The organism is Neisseria sp. HMSC064D07, assembly GCF_001837185.1.
In the GTDB taxonomy this organism is placed as follows: domain Bacteria; phylum Pseudomonadota; class Gammaproteobacteria; order Burkholderiales; family Neisseriaceae; genus Neisseria; species Neisseria flavescens_C.
Map to the genome: position 1 here is coordinate 31,864 of NZ_KV831647.1, position 15,616 is coordinate 47,479.

13 protein-coding genes are annotated in these 15,616 nt (G+C 50.7%); 10 read left to right on the plus strand and 3 right to left on the minus strand.

The window, feature by feature from the left end; genetic code table 11:
• The first annotated feature begins 104 nt into the window (after positions 1 to 104).
• The 10 genes from HMPREF2608_RS01070 to HMPREF2608_RS01115 all read left to right on the plus strand — a co-directional run bounded on the left by HMPREF2608_RS01070 (position 105) and on the right by HMPREF2608_RS01115 (position 10,888).
• Positions 105 to 2,933: a 2-oxoglutarate dehydrogenase E1 component gene (locus tag HMPREF2608_RS01070; protein ID WP_070825684.1), complete on the plus strand. Its 2,829-nt coding sequence runs from the start codon at positions 105 to 107 to the stop codon at positions 2,931 to 2,933.
• Positions 2,934 to 3,032: 99 nt separating this feature from the next.
• A complete protein-coding gene (gene odhB / locus HMPREF2608_RS01075) occupies positions 3,033 to 4,214 on the plus strand; it encodes a 2-oxoglutarate dehydrogenase complex dihydrolipoyllysine-residue succinyltransferase (RefSeq protein WP_070825685.1) in 1,182 nt (393 codons plus the stop codon).
• Between the two features lie 259 nt (positions 4,215 to 4,473).
• The gene (gene lpdA / locus HMPREF2608_RS01080) at positions 4,474 to 5,907 is read left to right on the plus strand and encodes a dihydrolipoyl dehydrogenase (RefSeq protein ID WP_002231493.1); all 1,434 of its coding nucleotides are present in this window, start codon (positions 4,474 to 4,476) and stop codon (positions 5,905 to 5,907) included.
• 124 nt (positions 5,908 to 6,031) lie between these two features.
• A complete protein-coding gene (locus HMPREF2608_RS01085) occupies positions 6,032 to 6,319 on the plus strand; it encodes a hypothetical protein (RefSeq protein WP_004519272.1) in 288 nt (95 codons plus the stop codon).
• A 17-nt stretch (positions 6,320 to 6,336) separates the two neighbouring features.
• A complete protein-coding gene (sucC, locus tag HMPREF2608_RS01090; protein WP_301667771.1) occupies positions 6,337 to 7,557 on the plus strand; it encodes an ADP-forming succinate--CoA ligase subunit beta in 1,221 nt (406 codons plus the stop codon).
• Positions 7,558 to 7,567: 10 nt separating this feature from the next.
• Complete coding sequence (gene sucD, locus HMPREF2608_RS01095; RefSeq protein ID WP_003678822.1) at positions 7,568 to 8,458, plus strand: succinate--CoA ligase subunit alpha; 891 nt, start codon at positions 7,568 to 7,570, stop codon at positions 8,456 to 8,458.
• 193 nt (positions 8,459 to 8,651) lie between these two features.
• Entirely contained in the window at positions 8,652 to 9,086 is a 435-nt protein-coding gene (locus tag HMPREF2608_RS01100) for an ElaB/YgaM/YqjD family protein (RefSeq protein WP_049323841.1), read from the plus strand.
• Between the two features lie 109 nt (positions 9,087 to 9,195).
• Positions 9,196 to 9,603, plus strand: a complete 408-nt coding sequence (locus tag HMPREF2608_RS01105; protein ID WP_049330957.1) for a phage holin family protein — start codon at positions 9,196 to 9,198, stop codon at positions 9,601 to 9,603.
• Complete coding sequence (locus tag HMPREF2608_RS01110) at positions 9,584 to 9,850, plus strand: hypothetical protein (protein WP_070825686.1); 267 nt, start codon at positions 9,584 to 9,586, stop codon at positions 9,848 to 9,850. Before HMPREF2608_RS01105 ends, HMPREF2608_RS01110 begins: the two co-directional genes overlap by 20 nt.
• A gap of 225 nt (positions 9,851 to 10,075) precedes the next feature.
• Positions 10,076 to 10,888 (plus strand): phosphatidylserine decarboxylase, encoded by an 813-nt coding sequence (locus HMPREF2608_RS01115; RefSeq protein ID WP_070825687.1) that lies wholly within the window; start codon positions 10,076 to 10,078, stop codon positions 10,886 to 10,888.
• Between the two features lie 85 nt (positions 10,889 to 10,973).
• Here HMPREF2608_RS01115 and znuD read toward each other — a convergent pair whose 3' ends face one another.
• The 3 genes from znuD to HMPREF2608_RS01130 form a co-directional block, all read right to left on the minus strand.
• Positions 10,974 to 13,262 (minus strand): TonB-dependent zinc receptor ZnuD, encoded by a 2,289-nt coding sequence (znuD, locus tag HMPREF2608_RS01120; RefSeq protein WP_070825688.1) that lies wholly within the window; start codon positions 13,260 to 13,262, stop codon positions 10,974 to 10,976.
• A 220-nt stretch (positions 13,263 to 13,482) separates the two neighbouring features.
• Positions 13,483 to 13,965 carry a cupin domain-containing protein gene (locus HMPREF2608_RS01125; protein WP_070825689.1) on the minus strand — a complete coding sequence of 161 codons (483 nt, stop codon included), beginning with the start codon at positions 13,963 to 13,965 and terminating at the stop codon, positions 13,483 to 13,485.
• A gap of 100 nt (positions 13,966 to 14,065) precedes the next feature.
• A complete protein-coding gene (locus HMPREF2608_RS01130; RefSeq protein WP_070825690.1) occupies positions 14,066 to 15,475 on the minus strand; it encodes a leucyl aminopeptidase in 1,410 nt (469 codons plus the stop codon).
• Positions 15,476 to 15,616: the final 141 nt, after the last annotated feature.

The window sequence follows — 15,616 nt, forward strand, 5'->3', positions numbered from 1 at the left end:
TTAAAATAGGGTAGAATAAAGTGTCATTTCAGACGGCCTGAATTCCGTTCGGAGAACACGGGATTCTACCCTTTGTTTATATTTTAAAGAAAAGAGCTCACGCCATGATGGACGAAAAACTCAATTTCTCTTATCTGTTTGGTTCTAATGCGCCATACATCGAGGAGTTGTATGAAAAGTTTCTGGATAATCCGGAATCTGTCGATGAAAAATGGAAACAGTACTTTACCGATTTGAGTAAACAGCCGGGCGCAGTCGCTGTCGATGTTGCCCATACACCGATTCGTGAATCATTTGCCACTTTGGCTAAAAAGAAAATTGCCGCAGCCGTCGCAGGCGGTGTGGATGAGGCAATGATGAAAAAGCAAGTCAGCGTTTTGCGACTGATTTCTGCCTATCGTATCCAAGGCGTGGGTGCAGCCCAACTTGATCCGCTCAAACGTATTCCTCCTCAAAATATCGAAGCTCTCGATCCTAAATTCCACGGTCTGTCAGATGCCGATATGGCGCTTCAGTTCAATATGGGCGAGGGCGATTTTTCCGGTCAGAGCAAACTGCCTCTGTCCCAAATCATCAGCAACCTCAAACAAACCTACTGCGGCCATATTGCGGTAGAGTATATCTACATCCCAAATACCGAAGAGCGCCGCTGGGTTCGCAATTATTTTGAAAGCGTACTGTCTACGCCAAGCTACAACGTTGAACAAAAACGCCGTATCTTGAAAGAAATGACTGCTGCCGAAACTCTGGAACGCTACCTGCATACCAAATATGTCGGTCAAAAACGCTTTGGTGTAGAAGGCGGTGAAAGCGCGATTGCCGGTTTGAATTACCTGATTCAAAACGCTGGTAAAGACGGCGTGGAAGAAGTCATCATCGGTATGGCACACCGTGGCCGTCTGAATGTTTTGGTTAACATTTTGGGTAAAAAACCGGCTGATCTGTTTGCTGAATTTGAAGGCCGTGCCGAAATCAAATTGCCTAGCGGCGACGTGAAATACCACATGGGCTTCAGCTCCGACATTGCTACGCCACACGGCCCAATGCACGTTTCTTTGGCATTTAACCCGTCACACTTGGAAATTGTTAACCCAGTAGTGGAAGGTTCTGCGCGCGCCAAACAAAAACGTTTGGGCGAAAACGGCCGCGATAAAGTCTTGCCAGTATTGATTCACGGTGACTCCGCATTTATCGGTTTGGGTGTTAACCAAGCAACATTCAACCTGTCTAAAACACGCGGCTATACCACCGGCGGTACTGTTCACATCGTGATCAACAACCAAATCGGCTTTACCACTTCCGATACCCGCGATACCCGTTCTACCGTATACTGTACCGATATCGCGAAAATGGTTTCCGCTCCGGTTATCCACGTGAACGGCGATGACCCTGAACGCGTTTGCTTTGCTATCCAAGCCGCTTTGGATTACCGCAAAAAATTCCATAAAGACATCGTGATCGACGTTGTCTGTTACCGTAAATGGGGCCACAACGAGGGCGATGATCCGACCCTGACCCAACCGATGATGTACAAAAAAGTATCGCAACACCCGGGTGCGCGTGCTTTGTACACCGAACAACTGATTGCCGAAGGCGTGGTAACCCAAGCTGAGGCTGACGGCTACATCCAAGCCTACCGTGATGCTTTGGACAAAGGCGAACATGTTGAACAAACAACTTTGAGCAACTTCCAACGCACACAAATCGACTGGAGCAAATACCAAGGCAAAGATTGGCGCGAAAAAATCGAAACCGGTTTGCCTGCCGCCGACATCGAGCGCCTTACCGAGAAATTTACCGCCGTACCGGAAGGCTTTGCCCTGCATCCGACTGCAAAACGTGTGATCGAAGCGCGTAAAGCCATGGCATCCGGCAAACAAGCCATCGACTGGGGTATGGCCGAAACCCTCGCATACGCAAGCCTGCTGACCAAAGGTCATGGCGTGCGTATCTCCGGTGAGGACTCCGGCCGCGGTACATTCTCACACCGTCATGCAGTATTGCACGATCAAAAACGCGAAAAATGGGACGACGGTACTTATGTTCCTCTGCGCAATATGGGCGAAGGCTTGGGCGAGTTCCTGGTTATCGACTCTATCTTGAACGAAGAAGCCGTGATGGCGTTCGAGTACGGCTTTGCCTGCTCCGCTCCTGACAAGCTGACCATTTGGGAAGCTCAATTCGGTGACTTCGCCAACGGCGCGCAAGTAACTATCGACCAATTCCTGTCTTCAGGCGAAACCAAATGGGGTCGTTTGTGCGGTCTGACCACCATCCTGCCGCACGGTTACGACGGTCAAGGCCCTGAGCACTCTTCTGCACGCGTGGAACGTTGGTTGCAACTGTGTTCTGAGAACAATATGCAAGTCATCATGCCGTCTGAAGCGTCGCAAATGTTCCACCTCTTGCAACGTCAAGTCTTGGGTTCATACCGCAAACCACTGGTGATTTTCATGTCCAAACGCCTGTTGCGCTTCAAAGGTGCAATGAGCCCGCTGGAAAACTTTACCGAAGGTTCGACTTTCCGTCCGGTTATCGGCGATACTGCCGAACGCGCAAGCAACGACAGCGTGAAACGCGTGGTATTGTGTGCCGGTCAGGTTTACTATGACTTGGAAGCCGGCCGTACCGAGCGTAAACTGGAAGATGATGTTGCTATCGTCCGCGTTGAGCAGCTGTATCCGTTCCCATACGAAGAGGTTAAAGCTGAACTGGCGAAATATCCGAACGCAAAATCTGTGGTTTGGGCACAAGAAGAGCCGAAAAACCAAGGCGCGTTCTACCAAATCCGCCACCGCATCGAAGACGTTATCAGCGAAGAGCAAAAACTGTCTTATGCCGGTCGTCCAAGCAGCGCATCGCCTGCAGTGGGCTACTCAAGTAAACACATTGCTCAATTGAAACAATTGGTTGAAGACGCTTTGGCATTGTAAACCAAGTAGCATTCCGTCTGAGTCTGCTCAGGCGGAATGCCCATATGCAGAATTAAAAACACACAACAGGCCGTCTGAAAGGGCCATTGGAGACACAAAATGATTATTGATGTAAAAGTACCTATGCTGTCTGAAAGCGTATCTGAAGGCACGCTCTTGGAATGGAAGAAAAAAGTTGGCGAAGCAGTTGCTCGTGACGAAATCCTGATCGATATCGAAACTGACAAAGTGGTTTTGGAAGTACCTTCTCCACAAGCCGGCGTATTGGTTGAAATCGTAGCTCAAGACGGTGAAACCGTTGTTGCCGACCAAGTTTTGGCTCGTATCGATACAGCTGCTACTGCCGCTGCTGAAGCACCTGCAGCCGCTCCTGCCGAAGCAGCCCCAGCTGCCGCTCCTGCTACTGCACAAAACAACGCCGCGATGCCTGCCGCTGCAAAACTGGCTGCCGAGACCGGTGTTGACGTGAACGCATTGCAAGGTTCCGGCCGTGACGGTCGCGTATTGAAAGAAGACGTACAAAATGCCGCTGCCAAACCTGCCGCAGCCGCTGCTCCTGCTGTTGCACTTCCTGCCGGCGCACGTCCTGAAGAACGCGTACCAATGAGCCGCCTGCGTGCCCGTGTTGCAGAACGCCTCTTAGCTTCTCAACAAGAAAACGCCATTCTGACTACATTCAACGAAGTCAACATGAAACCAATCATGGACTTGCGTGCGAAGTACAAAGATAAATTCGAGAAAGAACACGGCGTGAAACTGGGCTTTATGTCCTTCTTCGTTAAAGCCGCTGTTGCCGCCCTGAAAAAATATCCGGTTGTGAATGCTTCTGTTGACGGCAAAGACATCGTGTACCATGGCTACTTCGACATCGGTATCGCGATTGGCAGCCCACGCGGTTTGGTTGTGCCAATCCTGCGCGATGCCGACCAAATGAGCATTGCCGACATCGAACAAGCAATTGTTGATTACGCGAAAAAAGCAAAAGACGGCAAAATCGCTATCGAAGATCTGACCGGCGGTACATTCAGTATTACCAACGGCGGTACTTTCGGTTCTATGATGTCTACCCCAATCATCAACCCGCCTCAATCTGCGATTTTGGGTATGCACGCCACTAAAGAGCGCGCTGTGGTTGAAAACGGTCAAGTTGTTGTCCGTCCAATGATGTATCTGGCTCTGTCTTACGACCACCGTATTATTGACGGCCGCGAAGCTGTATTGACCTTGGTAGCCATTAAAGACGCGTTGGAAGACCCAGCTCGCCTGTTGTTGGATCTGTAATCGTTTCAGACGGCCTTTTATTTATTAATGAAAAGGTCGTCTGAATTTTTATTTAGATGTAGCGTAATGTAGTATCGTGCTACAATAGGCTCAACGAACGATTGAGGCCGTCTGAAACATTTGATTCGAATGAATCGACAGATATGGACTTTCAGACGGCCTTTTCTTAAAACCATCAAAACGCAGTCATTCAAAATAAAAAAGAAACAAAAAGTATCGTTTTTATTTTGAGATACTGCCAAAAGCAAAGGATGACACGATGTCTCAATATGATGTAGTAGTGATTGGTGCAGGCCCGGGTGGATACGTTGCCGCCATCCGTGCCGCGCAACTGGGTTTCAAAACCGCTTGCGTCGACGCAGGCGTTAACAAAGCAGGCAATGCCCCTGCATTGGGCGGTACTTGCTTAAACGTAGGTTGTATCCCTTCTAAAGCCCTGTTGCAATCCAGTGAACATTTCCACGCTGCGCAACACGATTTTGCCGAACACGGTATCACTGTCGGCGACGTAAAATTCGACGCGGCCAAAATGATTGAGCGCAAAGATGCCATCGTGACCAAACTGACCGGCGGCGTGAAATTCCTGTTCCAAAAAAACAAAGTAACCAGCCTGTTCGGTACTGCTTCCTTTGCCGGTAAAAATGGCGATGCCTACCAAATCGAAGTCGATAACAAAGGTGAGAAAACCGTTATCGAAGCCAAACACGTCATCGTAGCAACCGGTTCCGTACCGCGTCCGCTGCCACAAGTCGCTATCGACAATGTGAATGTATTGGACAACGAAGGCGCACTGAACCTGACCGAAGTGCCTGCCAAACTCGGCGTGATCGGTTCCGGCGTGATTGGTTTGGAAATGGGTTCCGTATGGAACCGCGTGGGTTCAGAAGTTACCATTCTTGAAGCTGCGCCGACCTTCTTGGCTGCCGCCGACCAACAAATCGCAAAAGAAGCCTTCAAATACTTCACCAAAGAGCAAGGCTTGAGCATTGAATTGGGCGTGAAAATCGGCGACATCAAATCTGAAGGCAAAGGCGTTTCCGTTGCTTACGAAACTGCTGCCGGCGAAGCCAAAACCGAAGTATTCGACAAACTGATCGTTGCCATCGGCCGTATTCCAAACACCAAAGGCCTGAACGCCGAAGCCGTAGGCTTGGAAAAAGACGAGCGTGGCTTTATCAAAGTAGATGGCGAATGCCGTACCAACCTGCCTAACGTATGGGCAATCGGCGACGTGGTTCGCGGCCCGATGTTGGCACACAAAGCCAGCGACGAAGGCGTTGCCGTTGCCGAGCGTATTGCCGGTCAAAAACCGCATATCGACTTCAACAACGTGCCGTTTGTAATTTACACCGACCCTGAAATCGCTTGGGTGGGTAAAACCGAAGAACAGCTCAAAGCCGAAGGCGTGGAGTACAAAAAAGGTACTTCAGGTTTCGGTGCAAACGGTCGCGCATTGGCAATGGGCAAAGCCAAAGGTACGGTTAAAGTGTTGGCAGATGCCAAAACCGACCGTATCTTGGGCGTACACATGATTGGCCCGGTTGTCAGCGAATTGGTTACTGAAGGCGTGACTGCACTCGAATTCTTCGCCAGCAGCGAAGACATCGCACGTATTATCCATGCTCACCCAACCTTGTCCGAAGTGGTTCACGAAGCTGCATTGGCGGCCGACAAACGCGCTTTGCACGGTTGATAGACATTAAGGCCGTCTGAAACTTTTCAGACGGCCTTAAGGCCTCCGACAAATTGAATGTTTCGAGAGCTTCGTTTTCTGATTTATAATTCCGTCAGACAAACAAACAGCATTTACATTCGTTATGAACAAAGAAATAGTCGGTATTTTCTTTATACCGATGGGCATCATCAGCATGTGTATGGCCGCATTGTGGCAGATGTATGTGATGATGACCGAAACTTATACGCTCAACCGTTTCAAAGATAAAGAATTGGTTTGGCGCGTGGCATTGTTGTTTATCAGTTTCAGCCTTGCCGTTTATCTGCTCTGCCCGAATTCGCGTAAAAAAGGCATTGTCTTTTTTATTCTCGGAGGAGGCGGCGCAACCATGTATCTGCTGGCGCGGATGTGGTTGCCCTTCAGTAAATAGTAGGGCCGTCTGAAAATATGGGATTGGCCGCAGGGCGATTCCTAAAACCCACTCACCTTAAGGAGAAATCCATGAATTTACACGAGTATCAGGCTAAAGAACTGCTGGCTAGCTACGGTTTGCCCGTACAAGGCGGTATTTTGGCACACAACGGCGAAGAAGCCGCTGCAGCTTACGACAAATTGGGCGGCAAATTCGCTGTTGTCAAAGCACAAGTACACGCCGGCGGCCGCGGTAAAGCGGGAGGCGTAAAAGTCGTTAAAAGCCGCGAAGAAGCTAAAGAAGTGGCTGAAAGCCTGATTGGCACCAACTTGGTAACTTACCAAACCGATGCCAACGGCCAACCTGTCAACAGCGTTTTGGTTTGCGAAGACATGTATCCGGTTCAAACCGAGCTGTACTTGGGCGCAGTGGTTGACCGTTCTACCCGCCGCGTTACATTCATGGCTTCTACCGAAGGCGGCGTGGAAATTGAAAAAGTTGCTGCCGAAACTCCAGAAAAAATCTTCAAAGTAACCGTTGATCCGCTGGTCGGCCTGCAACCTTGCCAAGCTCGCGAAGTTGCCTTCCAACTGGGCTTGAAAGACAAACAAATCAACGAGTTCGTCAAACTGATGACCGGCGCGTACAAAGCGTTTATCGAAAACGACTTCGCACTGTTTGAAGTAAACCCATTGGCAGTCCGTGAAAACGGCGACTTGGCCTGTGTGGACGGCAAAATCGGTATCGACAGCAACGCGCTCTACCGCCTGCCGAAAATTGCCGCTTTGCGCGACAAATCTCAAGAAAACGAACGTGAGCTGAAAGCTTCTGAATTCGACCTGAACTATGTTGCCCTGGAAGGCAACATCGGCTGTATGGTTAACGGTGCCGGTTTGGCGATGGCCACTATGGACATTATCAAACTCAAAGGTGGCCAACCTGCCAACTTCTTGGACGTTGGTGGCGGCGCAACCAAAGACCGCGTGGTTGAAGCGTTCAAACTGATTCTGGAAGACAAATCCGTTAAAGGCGTATTGATCAACATCTTCGGCGGTATCGTACGTTGCGACATGATTGCGGAAGCCATCGTGGCAGCCGTTAAAGAAATCAACGTCAACGTTCCTGTCGTTGTTCGTTTGGAAGGTAACAACGCCGAACTCGGCGCGAAAATCCTGAACGAATCAGGTCTGAAACTGACTTCTGCAGACGGCCTGAATGACGCAGCCGAAAAAATTGTTGCAGCCGTAAACGCCTAAGGAGAAAAGAATGAGCGTATTGATTAATAAAGACACCAAAGTATTGGTTCAAGGTTTCACCGGTAAAAACGGTACTTTCCACTCCGAACAAGCTCTGGCTTACGGCACTAAAGTTGTCGGCGGCGTTACCCCAGGCAAAGGCGGTCAAACCCACCTGAACCTGCCCGTGTTCAACACCATGAAAGAAGCCGTTAAAGAAACCGGCGCTGACGCATCTGTAATTTACGTTCCCGCTCCGTTTGTTTTGGATTCTATCGTTGAAGCAGTTGATTCAGGCGTGGGCTTGGTCGTTGTGATTACCGAAGGCGTTCCAACTCTGGACATGCTCAAAGCCAAACGTTACTTGGAAACCAACGGCAACGGTACCCGCTTGGTCGGCCCTAACTGCCCTGGCGTGATTACTCCGGGTGAGTGCAAAATCGGTATTATGCCGGGCCACATCCACCAACCTGGCCGCATCGGTATTATTTCCCGTTCCGGTACGTTGACTTACGAAGCCGTGGCACAAACCACCAAACTGGGCTTGGGTCAATCAACCTGTATCGGTATCGGCGGCGACCCGATTCCTGGTATGAACCAAATCGACGCACTGAAACTCTTCCAAGAAGACCCAGATACCGACGCCATCATCATGATCGGTGAAATCGGCGGTACTGCGGAAGAAGAAGCAGCCGAATACATCCAATCCAACGTAACCAAACCTGTTGTAGGTTACATTGCTGGTGTTACCGCTCCTAAAGGCAAACGTATGGGCCACGCCGGTGCGATTATCTCCGGTGGTAAAGGTACTGCCGAAGAAAAATTCGCCGCTTTCGAAAAAGCCGGTATCGCTTACACCCGTAGCCCTGCCGAGTTGGGCACTACCATGCTGGAAGTGTTGAAAGCAAAAGGTTTGGCATAAGACTTAAGTCTTTAAGCTGAATGGAAAAGGCCGTCTGAAGTTTTCAGACGGCCTTTTTTTAAATTTCATTTGCTTGTTTTCATAATAAGCACTTAATTTTATTTAAATTAACGTTTATTTTGGAATAAATGGTTATAATTTATTAACAGATAAACAGTCTGTAACCATATCAACCTATATCAAGGAGAGAAGCATGAAAAAACACGATTTTGAAGCACGTCGCGAGGCTTTGCTGAAAGACATCCGAGAAGTGATGGATGATGTGGAAGAGTTGTACCGCAATGGTGTTGAAGCCGGTTCGGAAGAGGGCAGCAAAGCCCGAGCCAAATTGGAAGAAAAATTGGCCGTGGCCAAAGAGCGTTTGAGCCGTTTTGAAGAAGAGGCCGGCGAACGTTTGCGCCATCATGCCGAGCGTGCGCGTGAGAAATACGAGCAGTTTGAAGAAGCGGCTCAGGAGCGTTTTAAAGAAGGCAAAGAGCGTTTTGCCGAATTTGAAGCCGATGCAGGTGCGCGTTTGAAACGCGGTGCCAAACACGCTGATGAAGTGGTGCATGAAAAACCATATTATGCGATGGGTTTTGCCGCATTGGCCGGTTTGGTTGTTGGTGTGTTGTTGAACCGCCGTTAATGTGAATATGTTAAGGCCGTCTGAACAGGCGTGTACATGAGATCATGGATTTCATTGCGCCGTGCAGACGGCCTTAGCCTTATTTTTCCTGGGAAAAAGGATAATCGAGATGGGAATTCGCCAGCGTTTTGAACATGGCAAGGCTTTGTTGAATCAGGGCGCGGATTTGCTGCTGTTGCGTTTGCAGGTATTGAGCTTGGATTTGACGCGTCAGGCGGAGAATGTGTTTCGTTTGGCGATTTGGCTGGTGTTGTCCGGCGCGCTGTTGATGGTAGGCTTGGTCGGTTTGCTGTTTGGTTTGAACCGCGTGCTGTCGGATGTGGCCGCTTTGTGGGTATTTTTCGGCATTTTCTTCGTGAGCCTGCTGATTATTGCCGTATTGTTCCGCAAAGTATCAGCGGACTATCGGGAGCAGGGCAGCCGTGTGGCTGAAACCTTGCAGGATATTCGATCGGACATTGCGTATTTGCGCGGTGAGATAGACAAGGATACGGACGATGAAGCGACAGGAGTATGAAGAAGCGCGTGAGCTGCTGCTTTTAGAGGCCAAGCTGGTGCGGCTGCGGATTGAGGCGGAAAATTTGAAACTGCGTAAAGCGGAAGAAAGCAAAACACGACAGGGCAATCAGTTGATTAAGCTCGCAGATGTGGCGTATCAGTTGAGCCAAACGCGTTTGCTGTCTCAACGCGCTTTGTTTTCTACATCGCGCCGTCGGCATTGGATTTGGCTGGTATTGGCGGTCATGCTGGGCTTGTCGAGATAATCGAGGGCAGAGGTTTGGTCAAAATGATATTTGCGGTGAGTTGTTGGCTCGTGTGAGCCGCTGGTTGAGGATGCTGCGTCATTGTGTTGCCGAAACTGAAACTTTATCTATGTTGAGTATTTTTTACAAAAGACACCGGCCGTCTGAACATTTCAGACGGCCTCAATGTTTGGAGTTTCAGATATAATGGCGGCAATTTTGAAATTATTAAATGAAGGATAAGTGATGAACCGTTTGTATCCCCACCCGATTATCGCCCGTGAGGGCTGGCCGATTATCGGCGGCGGTTTGGCTTTGAGCCTGCTGGTGTCGATGTGCTGCGGCTGGTGGTCTTTGCCGTTTTGGGTGTTTACCGTATTTGCTTTGCAGTTTTTCCGCGACCCTGCGCGTGAAATTCCGCAAAATCCTGAGGCGGTGTTGAGCCCTGTTGACGGCCGTATCGTGGTGGTCGAGCGCGCACGTGATCCGTATCGTGATGTCGATGCTTTGAAAATCAGTATTTTTATGAACGTGTTCAACGTGCATTCGCAAAAATCGCCTGCCGATTGTACGGTAACGAAAGTGGTCTATAACAAAGGCAAATTCGTGAATGCGGATTTGGACAAAGCCAGCACGGAAAACGAACGTAATGCGGTTTTGGCGACTACGGCTTCTGGTCGTGAAATTACTTTTGTTCAAGTGGCTGGTTTGGTGGCGCGCCGTATTTTGTGCTACACCCAAGCAGGTGCGAAACTGTCTCGCGGCGAACGCTATGGCTTTATCCGCTTTGGCTCGCGCGTGGATATGTATCTGCCTGTCGATGCGCAGGCGCAAGTGGCGATTGGCGATAAAGTTACCGGCGTCAGCACTGTATTGGCGCGTTTACCACTGACTGCGCCGCAAACTGAATCTGAGCCTAAAGCCGCAGCTCCACAAGCCGCGCCAGTTTCACAAGCGACTCCGGTTGAAACAGTGGCAAGCCAATCTACCGAACAGCAGCAAATCGAAGCAGCGGCGGCTAAGATTCAAGCGGCTGTGCAAGATGTGTTGAAAGGTTAATAGTCAGTTTTAAATGATTGGTTAAAACAAGAAAAAAGGTTTTCAGACGGCCGTCTGAAAACCTTTTTTGTTTGCCTATCCGATTTTAAAACTTCACGTTTACGCCGCCGGTAAAGCTGCGACCCATTTGAGGCGTATCGGAGAGGAAGCTGCTGTGGGCGTAAACGGATTGGTTGAGCAGGTTGTCGGCTTTGACATACCAATTCCACTCGCCATAGCGCGTATTACGGCGGTAGTTTGCGCCGAGGTTGAGCATATGGTGTCCGGGCGTGCGTGTTTCGTAGCGGGCGAGTTTGTTTTGGGCGAACACGCGGTAGTAGTCCAAGTTGGCATCGATACGGTCGGTCAGCGAGGCTTTCAGGTGAACGCCAAGGCGCGCAGCCGGAACGCGAGGCGCGTTTTGGTCGTCCTGTGCGATGAAAGGACGGTTACCGTAAGCATCTTCCCTGCCGGGTAGGGAAGGCAGGTTTTTCAGACGGCCTCGTACATAGTCGCCGGAAACGCCGATGCTGTAGCGCGGTGTCGGTTTGAAGTAGATTTCGCCTTCCGCGCCGTAGAAGTCGGCGCCGGATTGGTTGTAGCGCACGAGCTTCATTTCGCTGTCGTCTTCGATGGATTTGGGGCCACGTCCGTCGTTTAAGGTTTGGGCGTAAATGTAGTTGCCGAAACGGTTGCGGTAGAGTGCCAGATTGTATTGCCAGCGGTCGCCTTCGTAGCCCAGCGCGAGTTCGATATTGTTGGAACGCTCTTTGTTGAGGTGTTTGTTGCCGACTTCAAAGGTGTTGGTGGCGACGTGTTTGCCGTGTGCGTACAGCTCTTGCGTTGACGGCAGGCGTTCCTGATGGGAGGCGGTCAGGCTGAGTTTGTGTTGGGGCGTGAAATACCAGTTGCCGGAAAGCGCGAACGAGCGGGCGGTTTGGCGGTGCGCGCCGAGGTCGTGCAGGGGCTGGTTGTAGTAGTTTTCCCGATCAATCAATGCTTTGTCGTACTGGATGGAGGCTTTTTGTTTTTCCACGCGTACGCCGCCTTCTAGCGTGAAGTTGTCCCAGTTTGCCTGTTCTACACCGAAAAAGCTGTAATGGCGCACATTGTTGTCAATCAACATCGGTTGTTGGACGGTTTCGGGAATGGCGGAAAGCGCGCTGGATTTTTGTCCTAAATATTGCACGCCCCAGCTGCCTTTCAGACGGCCTATGGGTTGGTGGCGCAACTCGATGCGGGCGTTGTGTGTTTTGTTGTTGAAGAAGTTTTCTACTGCATCGCCTGCTTTTTCGTCGTGGTGGTAGTCGTTGCGGTTCAGATGTACGCGCAGGGCTTCAAAACCGGGGAGAGGCTGCTTCCATTCGGCGCGGAGTTCGTAGCGTTTGTTGCGCAGGTCTATCCATGGTTTGCCGTTGTGGGCATGGGTGTGTGCATTATCGTCGTCGTGGAAGCCGCAGCTCAAGCCCGGATTGTCGTAATCGACATCTTCTTCGGTCAACAGGTGCGGATAAAGCTGCAAATAGCGTTTGTTAATCAAACTTTTCTGCCAGATGATATCGGCGTGGCAGTCGTCGTAGAGATGGCTGTGGGCAGGCAGGCCGTAGCGGTCGCGACGATTGCTGTACGCCACGCCGAGGAAACCTTTATCCCCAACCCAAGACAGGCCGATACTGCCTGTTTTTGAATCGGCATGGCTGTCGGGCAGTCGTTTCAGACGGCCTTCTTCTTTTTGATAGCGTGGTACGGCGTAATCGCCCGATTTGCGGTACAAGCCTTCGGTATGCAGCACGAAGTTGTTGCCCAAACCGATATTAATGCCTGCGGATGTCAGTTTTTCTAAATTGCCGCTGCTCAAACGCAATCCGGCTTCGCCCGATACGCCGTTTTCAGGCATTTTTTCGGGGATTTTTCCATCGGCAACATCGACCAAACCAGCTACATTACCTGAGCTGTACAAGAGCGTAACCGGGCCGCGCAGGATTTCGACCTGTTGCGACAAGGCGCTGTCCACCATTAAGGCATGGTCGGGCGAGAAGTCCGCCATATCGCCCGTTTCGCCGTGATGGTTCAACACTTTAATCCGTCTGCCTGTTTGACCGCGAATAACGGGAGCGGACGCGCCGCCGCCGTATTGTGAGGCATGAATGCCCGGTACGCCGTCTAAAGCATCGCCCAAATTGACGGCTTTTTGGCGCAAGGTATCGCCGGAGATGATTTTGTCGGAGGCGGTTGAAGTGTGCAACAGCCCCGAAGTGGCGCGCGGACGGCTTTTGCCGACGACGGTAACCTCTTCTAAGTCAACCGACTGCTCGGTTTCATGCGCTTGGGAGAGGATGGGAGCGCTGATTAAAAGAATAGATAAAACAATGGGTTTGAGTGTGGTTTGTGTCATTTTAGTTTCTCATCATATTTCGAAAGGCTGTTATTATATAACATTGCGTCATTTATATGATAAGATTTTTGAGAAAAAAAAGGCCGTCTGAAAACGAAGCGTGGTTTTCAGACGGCCTTTAGCTTGTATGTAGGTTTAAATGAAAACGGAACAATCTCTCTGCTGCCTGGTTTGGGTAAGGCAGAAAGCCATGGCAGATTATTTGTTTTCATTGAAAGTATTACTTGGTTTCGGCGGCTTTAGCGCCCGCGGTCTCGGCAATCAAATCTAAGAATACCAACGGCTTTTTGCCGATATTTTTGAGTGCGTGAGACTGGCCGGGGCGGGCGATGGTAATGTCGCCGGCGCCGACTTCGGTTTGTTTGCCTTCGCTGTCGGTAAACAGGCCTTTGCCGGATACGATGATGTAAACGTCTTCATTGCCGGTATGTTTGTGTTGGCCGATGGAAGCGCCCGGCGGTAATGTGAGCCAGCCGATTTCTTTGAATGCGTCTTGTTCTGCGGTTTGATGGCGCGTGAAGGCAAAGCTGCCGAGTAGCGGGCCTTGGCCTCCGGCTGCGTTTTCGCGGTTCCATTCTGCTAAGTCGGCTTTTTTGTACACTTGGATGCTGCGGTCGGTGGGGGTGGTTTGTTCGGCGGCTTGGGCGCTTATGGATGTGCCGAGCAGAAGGGCGGCAGATAATGCGGCAAATAGTGGTTTCATGGTGGTTTTCCGTTTGTCAGGTTGAGTCAGATAATGCGGATTCCGTTTTCAGACGGCCTGCAGGGTTGAAACGATTAACCCTGCAGGCTTCCCCCAAGATTTATTTCACATTGCGCAGATAGTTCAGCAATAAAGGAACAGGGCGGCCGGTCGCGCCTTTTTCACCGCCAGATTTCCATGCGGTACCTGCGATGTCGAGGTGTGCCCATGGATAGTCTTCGGTGAAGTAAGACAGGAATGTTGCGGCGGTAATCGTGCCTGCACCCGGCGTACCGATGTTTGGAATGTCGGCAAAGTTGGATTTGAGTTGGTCTTTGTAGGTTTCAAAGAGCGGCAGTTGCCATGCTTTATCGTCCACGTTGCGGGAAGCGGCCAGCAGGCTGTCGACCAAATCTTGATTGTTGCCCATCACGCCGCTGACGTCATGACCCAAGGCGATGATGCACGCGCCGGTCAGGGTGGCGACGTCGATGACGGCTTTGGGTTTGAATTGTTCGGCGTAAGTGAGAGCGTCACACAAAATCAGACGGCCTTCAGCATCGGTGTTTAATACTTCGATGGTCAAGCCTTTCATGCTTTTCACGACGTCGCCCGGTTTGTTGGCCGCGCCGGAAGGCATGTTTTCACAAGTGGCGACGATGGCAATCAGGTTGATCGGCAGTTGCAGTTTGACGGCGGCGCAGAAGGTGCTGATGACGGTTGCCGCGCCGCACATGTCGAACTTCATTTCGTCCATGTTCAGGCCGGGTTTGAGGGAAATGCCGCCGGTGTCGAAGGTAATGCCTTTGCCGACCAATACCACAGGCGCGGCTTCTTTGTCGGCCGCACCAAAATAGCTCAGTTCGACCAAATATGGGTCTTCGACGCTGCCTTTGGCGACAGACCAGAATGAACCCATATTTTCTTTGATGTAGTCTTTTTCAATGATTTTGGCGTGTGCGCCCAGTTTTTCGGCTTCGGCTTTGGCGGTACGCGCGAGGAATTCAGGCGTGCATTCGTTCGGCGCGGCATTGCCCAAGTCGCGGCAGAGGCTTTGTCCGTAAACTTGCGCTTCGGCAACGCGCAGGGCTTCTTTGACGGCGGCTTCGTGTGCGCTGTAGAACACGGCTTCTGCAAATTTGGCCGGTTTGGCTTCTTTTTTGTAGCGGTCGAAACGGTAGGCGGCATTGCCGAACGCAATCGCAAACGCTTCGGCAACGGCGGCGGCTTGCGTTTCTTCAAAGGCGTGAACGTCCACATTGACCGTTTCTTGATTTTGCGCCCATTTGGCGGCTTCGGCTGCGGTTTTGTTCAATACGGCGCGGTCGGTTTTTTCGAGGCGGGAGACGGCAATGGCTTGCAAACCGTTGTCCGTCGGGATTTTGGTGTCGGCGAAATTTTGACCTTCTTCAAGGGAAGCGAAGAGGGCGAGGGCAGTCGGGTTGCTCAGTTGCGATGCTTCGGCGCAGACAAATAATTGCGCACCTGCCTGTTGAGCCTGCAAAGTTTCGGCTTTTGTGCTAAATTTCACGTTTATTCTCCTGATTGGAACGGTTGTCGGTTGTTCAGACGGCCTGTTGACCAACCGTCCGAACAGATGAAAATCATTGTACTCCATTTGTGTCATGCCGTCTGAAGCCTTATTAATAAATATAGGTTTCCCATAAACCGT

Bases quoted from the DNA above. Each gene is read 5' to 3' on its own strand.
- HMPREF2608_RS01070 (WP_070825684.1), top strand. From the start codon at position 105: ATGATGGACGAAAAACTCAATTTCTCTTATCTGTTTGGTTCTAATGCG.
- lpdA (WP_002231493.1), top strand. From the start codon at position 4,474: ATGTCTCAATATGATGTAGTAGTGATTGGTGCAGGCCCGGGTGGATAC.
- sucD (WP_003678822.1), top strand. From the start codon at position 7,568: ATGAGCGTATTGATTAATAAAGACACCAAAGTATTGGTTCAAGGTTTC.
- HMPREF2608_RS01110 (WP_070825686.1), top strand. From the start codon at position 9,584: ATGAAGCGACAGGAGTATGAAGAAGCGCGTGAGCTGCTGCTTTTAGAG.
- znuD (WP_070825688.1), bottom strand. From the start codon at position 13,262: ATGACACAAACCACACTCAAACCCATTGTTTTATCTATTCTTTTAATC.
- odhB (WP_070825685.1), top strand. From the start codon at position 3,033: ATGATTATTGATGTAAAAGTACCTATGCTGTCTGAAAGCGTATCTGAA.
- HMPREF2608_RS01125 (WP_070825689.1), bottom strand. From the start codon at position 13,965: ATGAAACCACTATTTGCCGCATTATCTGCCGCCCTTCTGCTCGGCACA.
- HMPREF2608_RS01105 (WP_049330957.1), top strand. From the start codon at position 9,196: ATGGGAATTCGCCAGCGTTTTGAACATGGCAAGGCTTTGTTGAATCAG.
- sucC (WP_301667771.1), top strand. From the start codon at position 6,337: ATGGGATTGGCCGCAGGGCGATTCCTAAAACCCACTCACCTTAAGGAG.
- HMPREF2608_RS01115 (WP_070825687.1), top strand. From the start codon at position 10,076: ATGAACCGTTTGTATCCCCACCCGATTATCGCCCGTGAGGGCTGGCCG.
- HMPREF2608_RS01100 (WP_049323841.1), top strand. From the start codon at position 8,652: ATGAAAAAACACGATTTTGAAGCACGTCGCGAGGCTTTGCTGAAAGAC.
- HMPREF2608_RS01085 (WP_004519272.1), top strand. From the start codon at position 6,032: ATGAACAAAGAAATAGTCGGTATTTTCTTTATACCGATGGGCATCATC.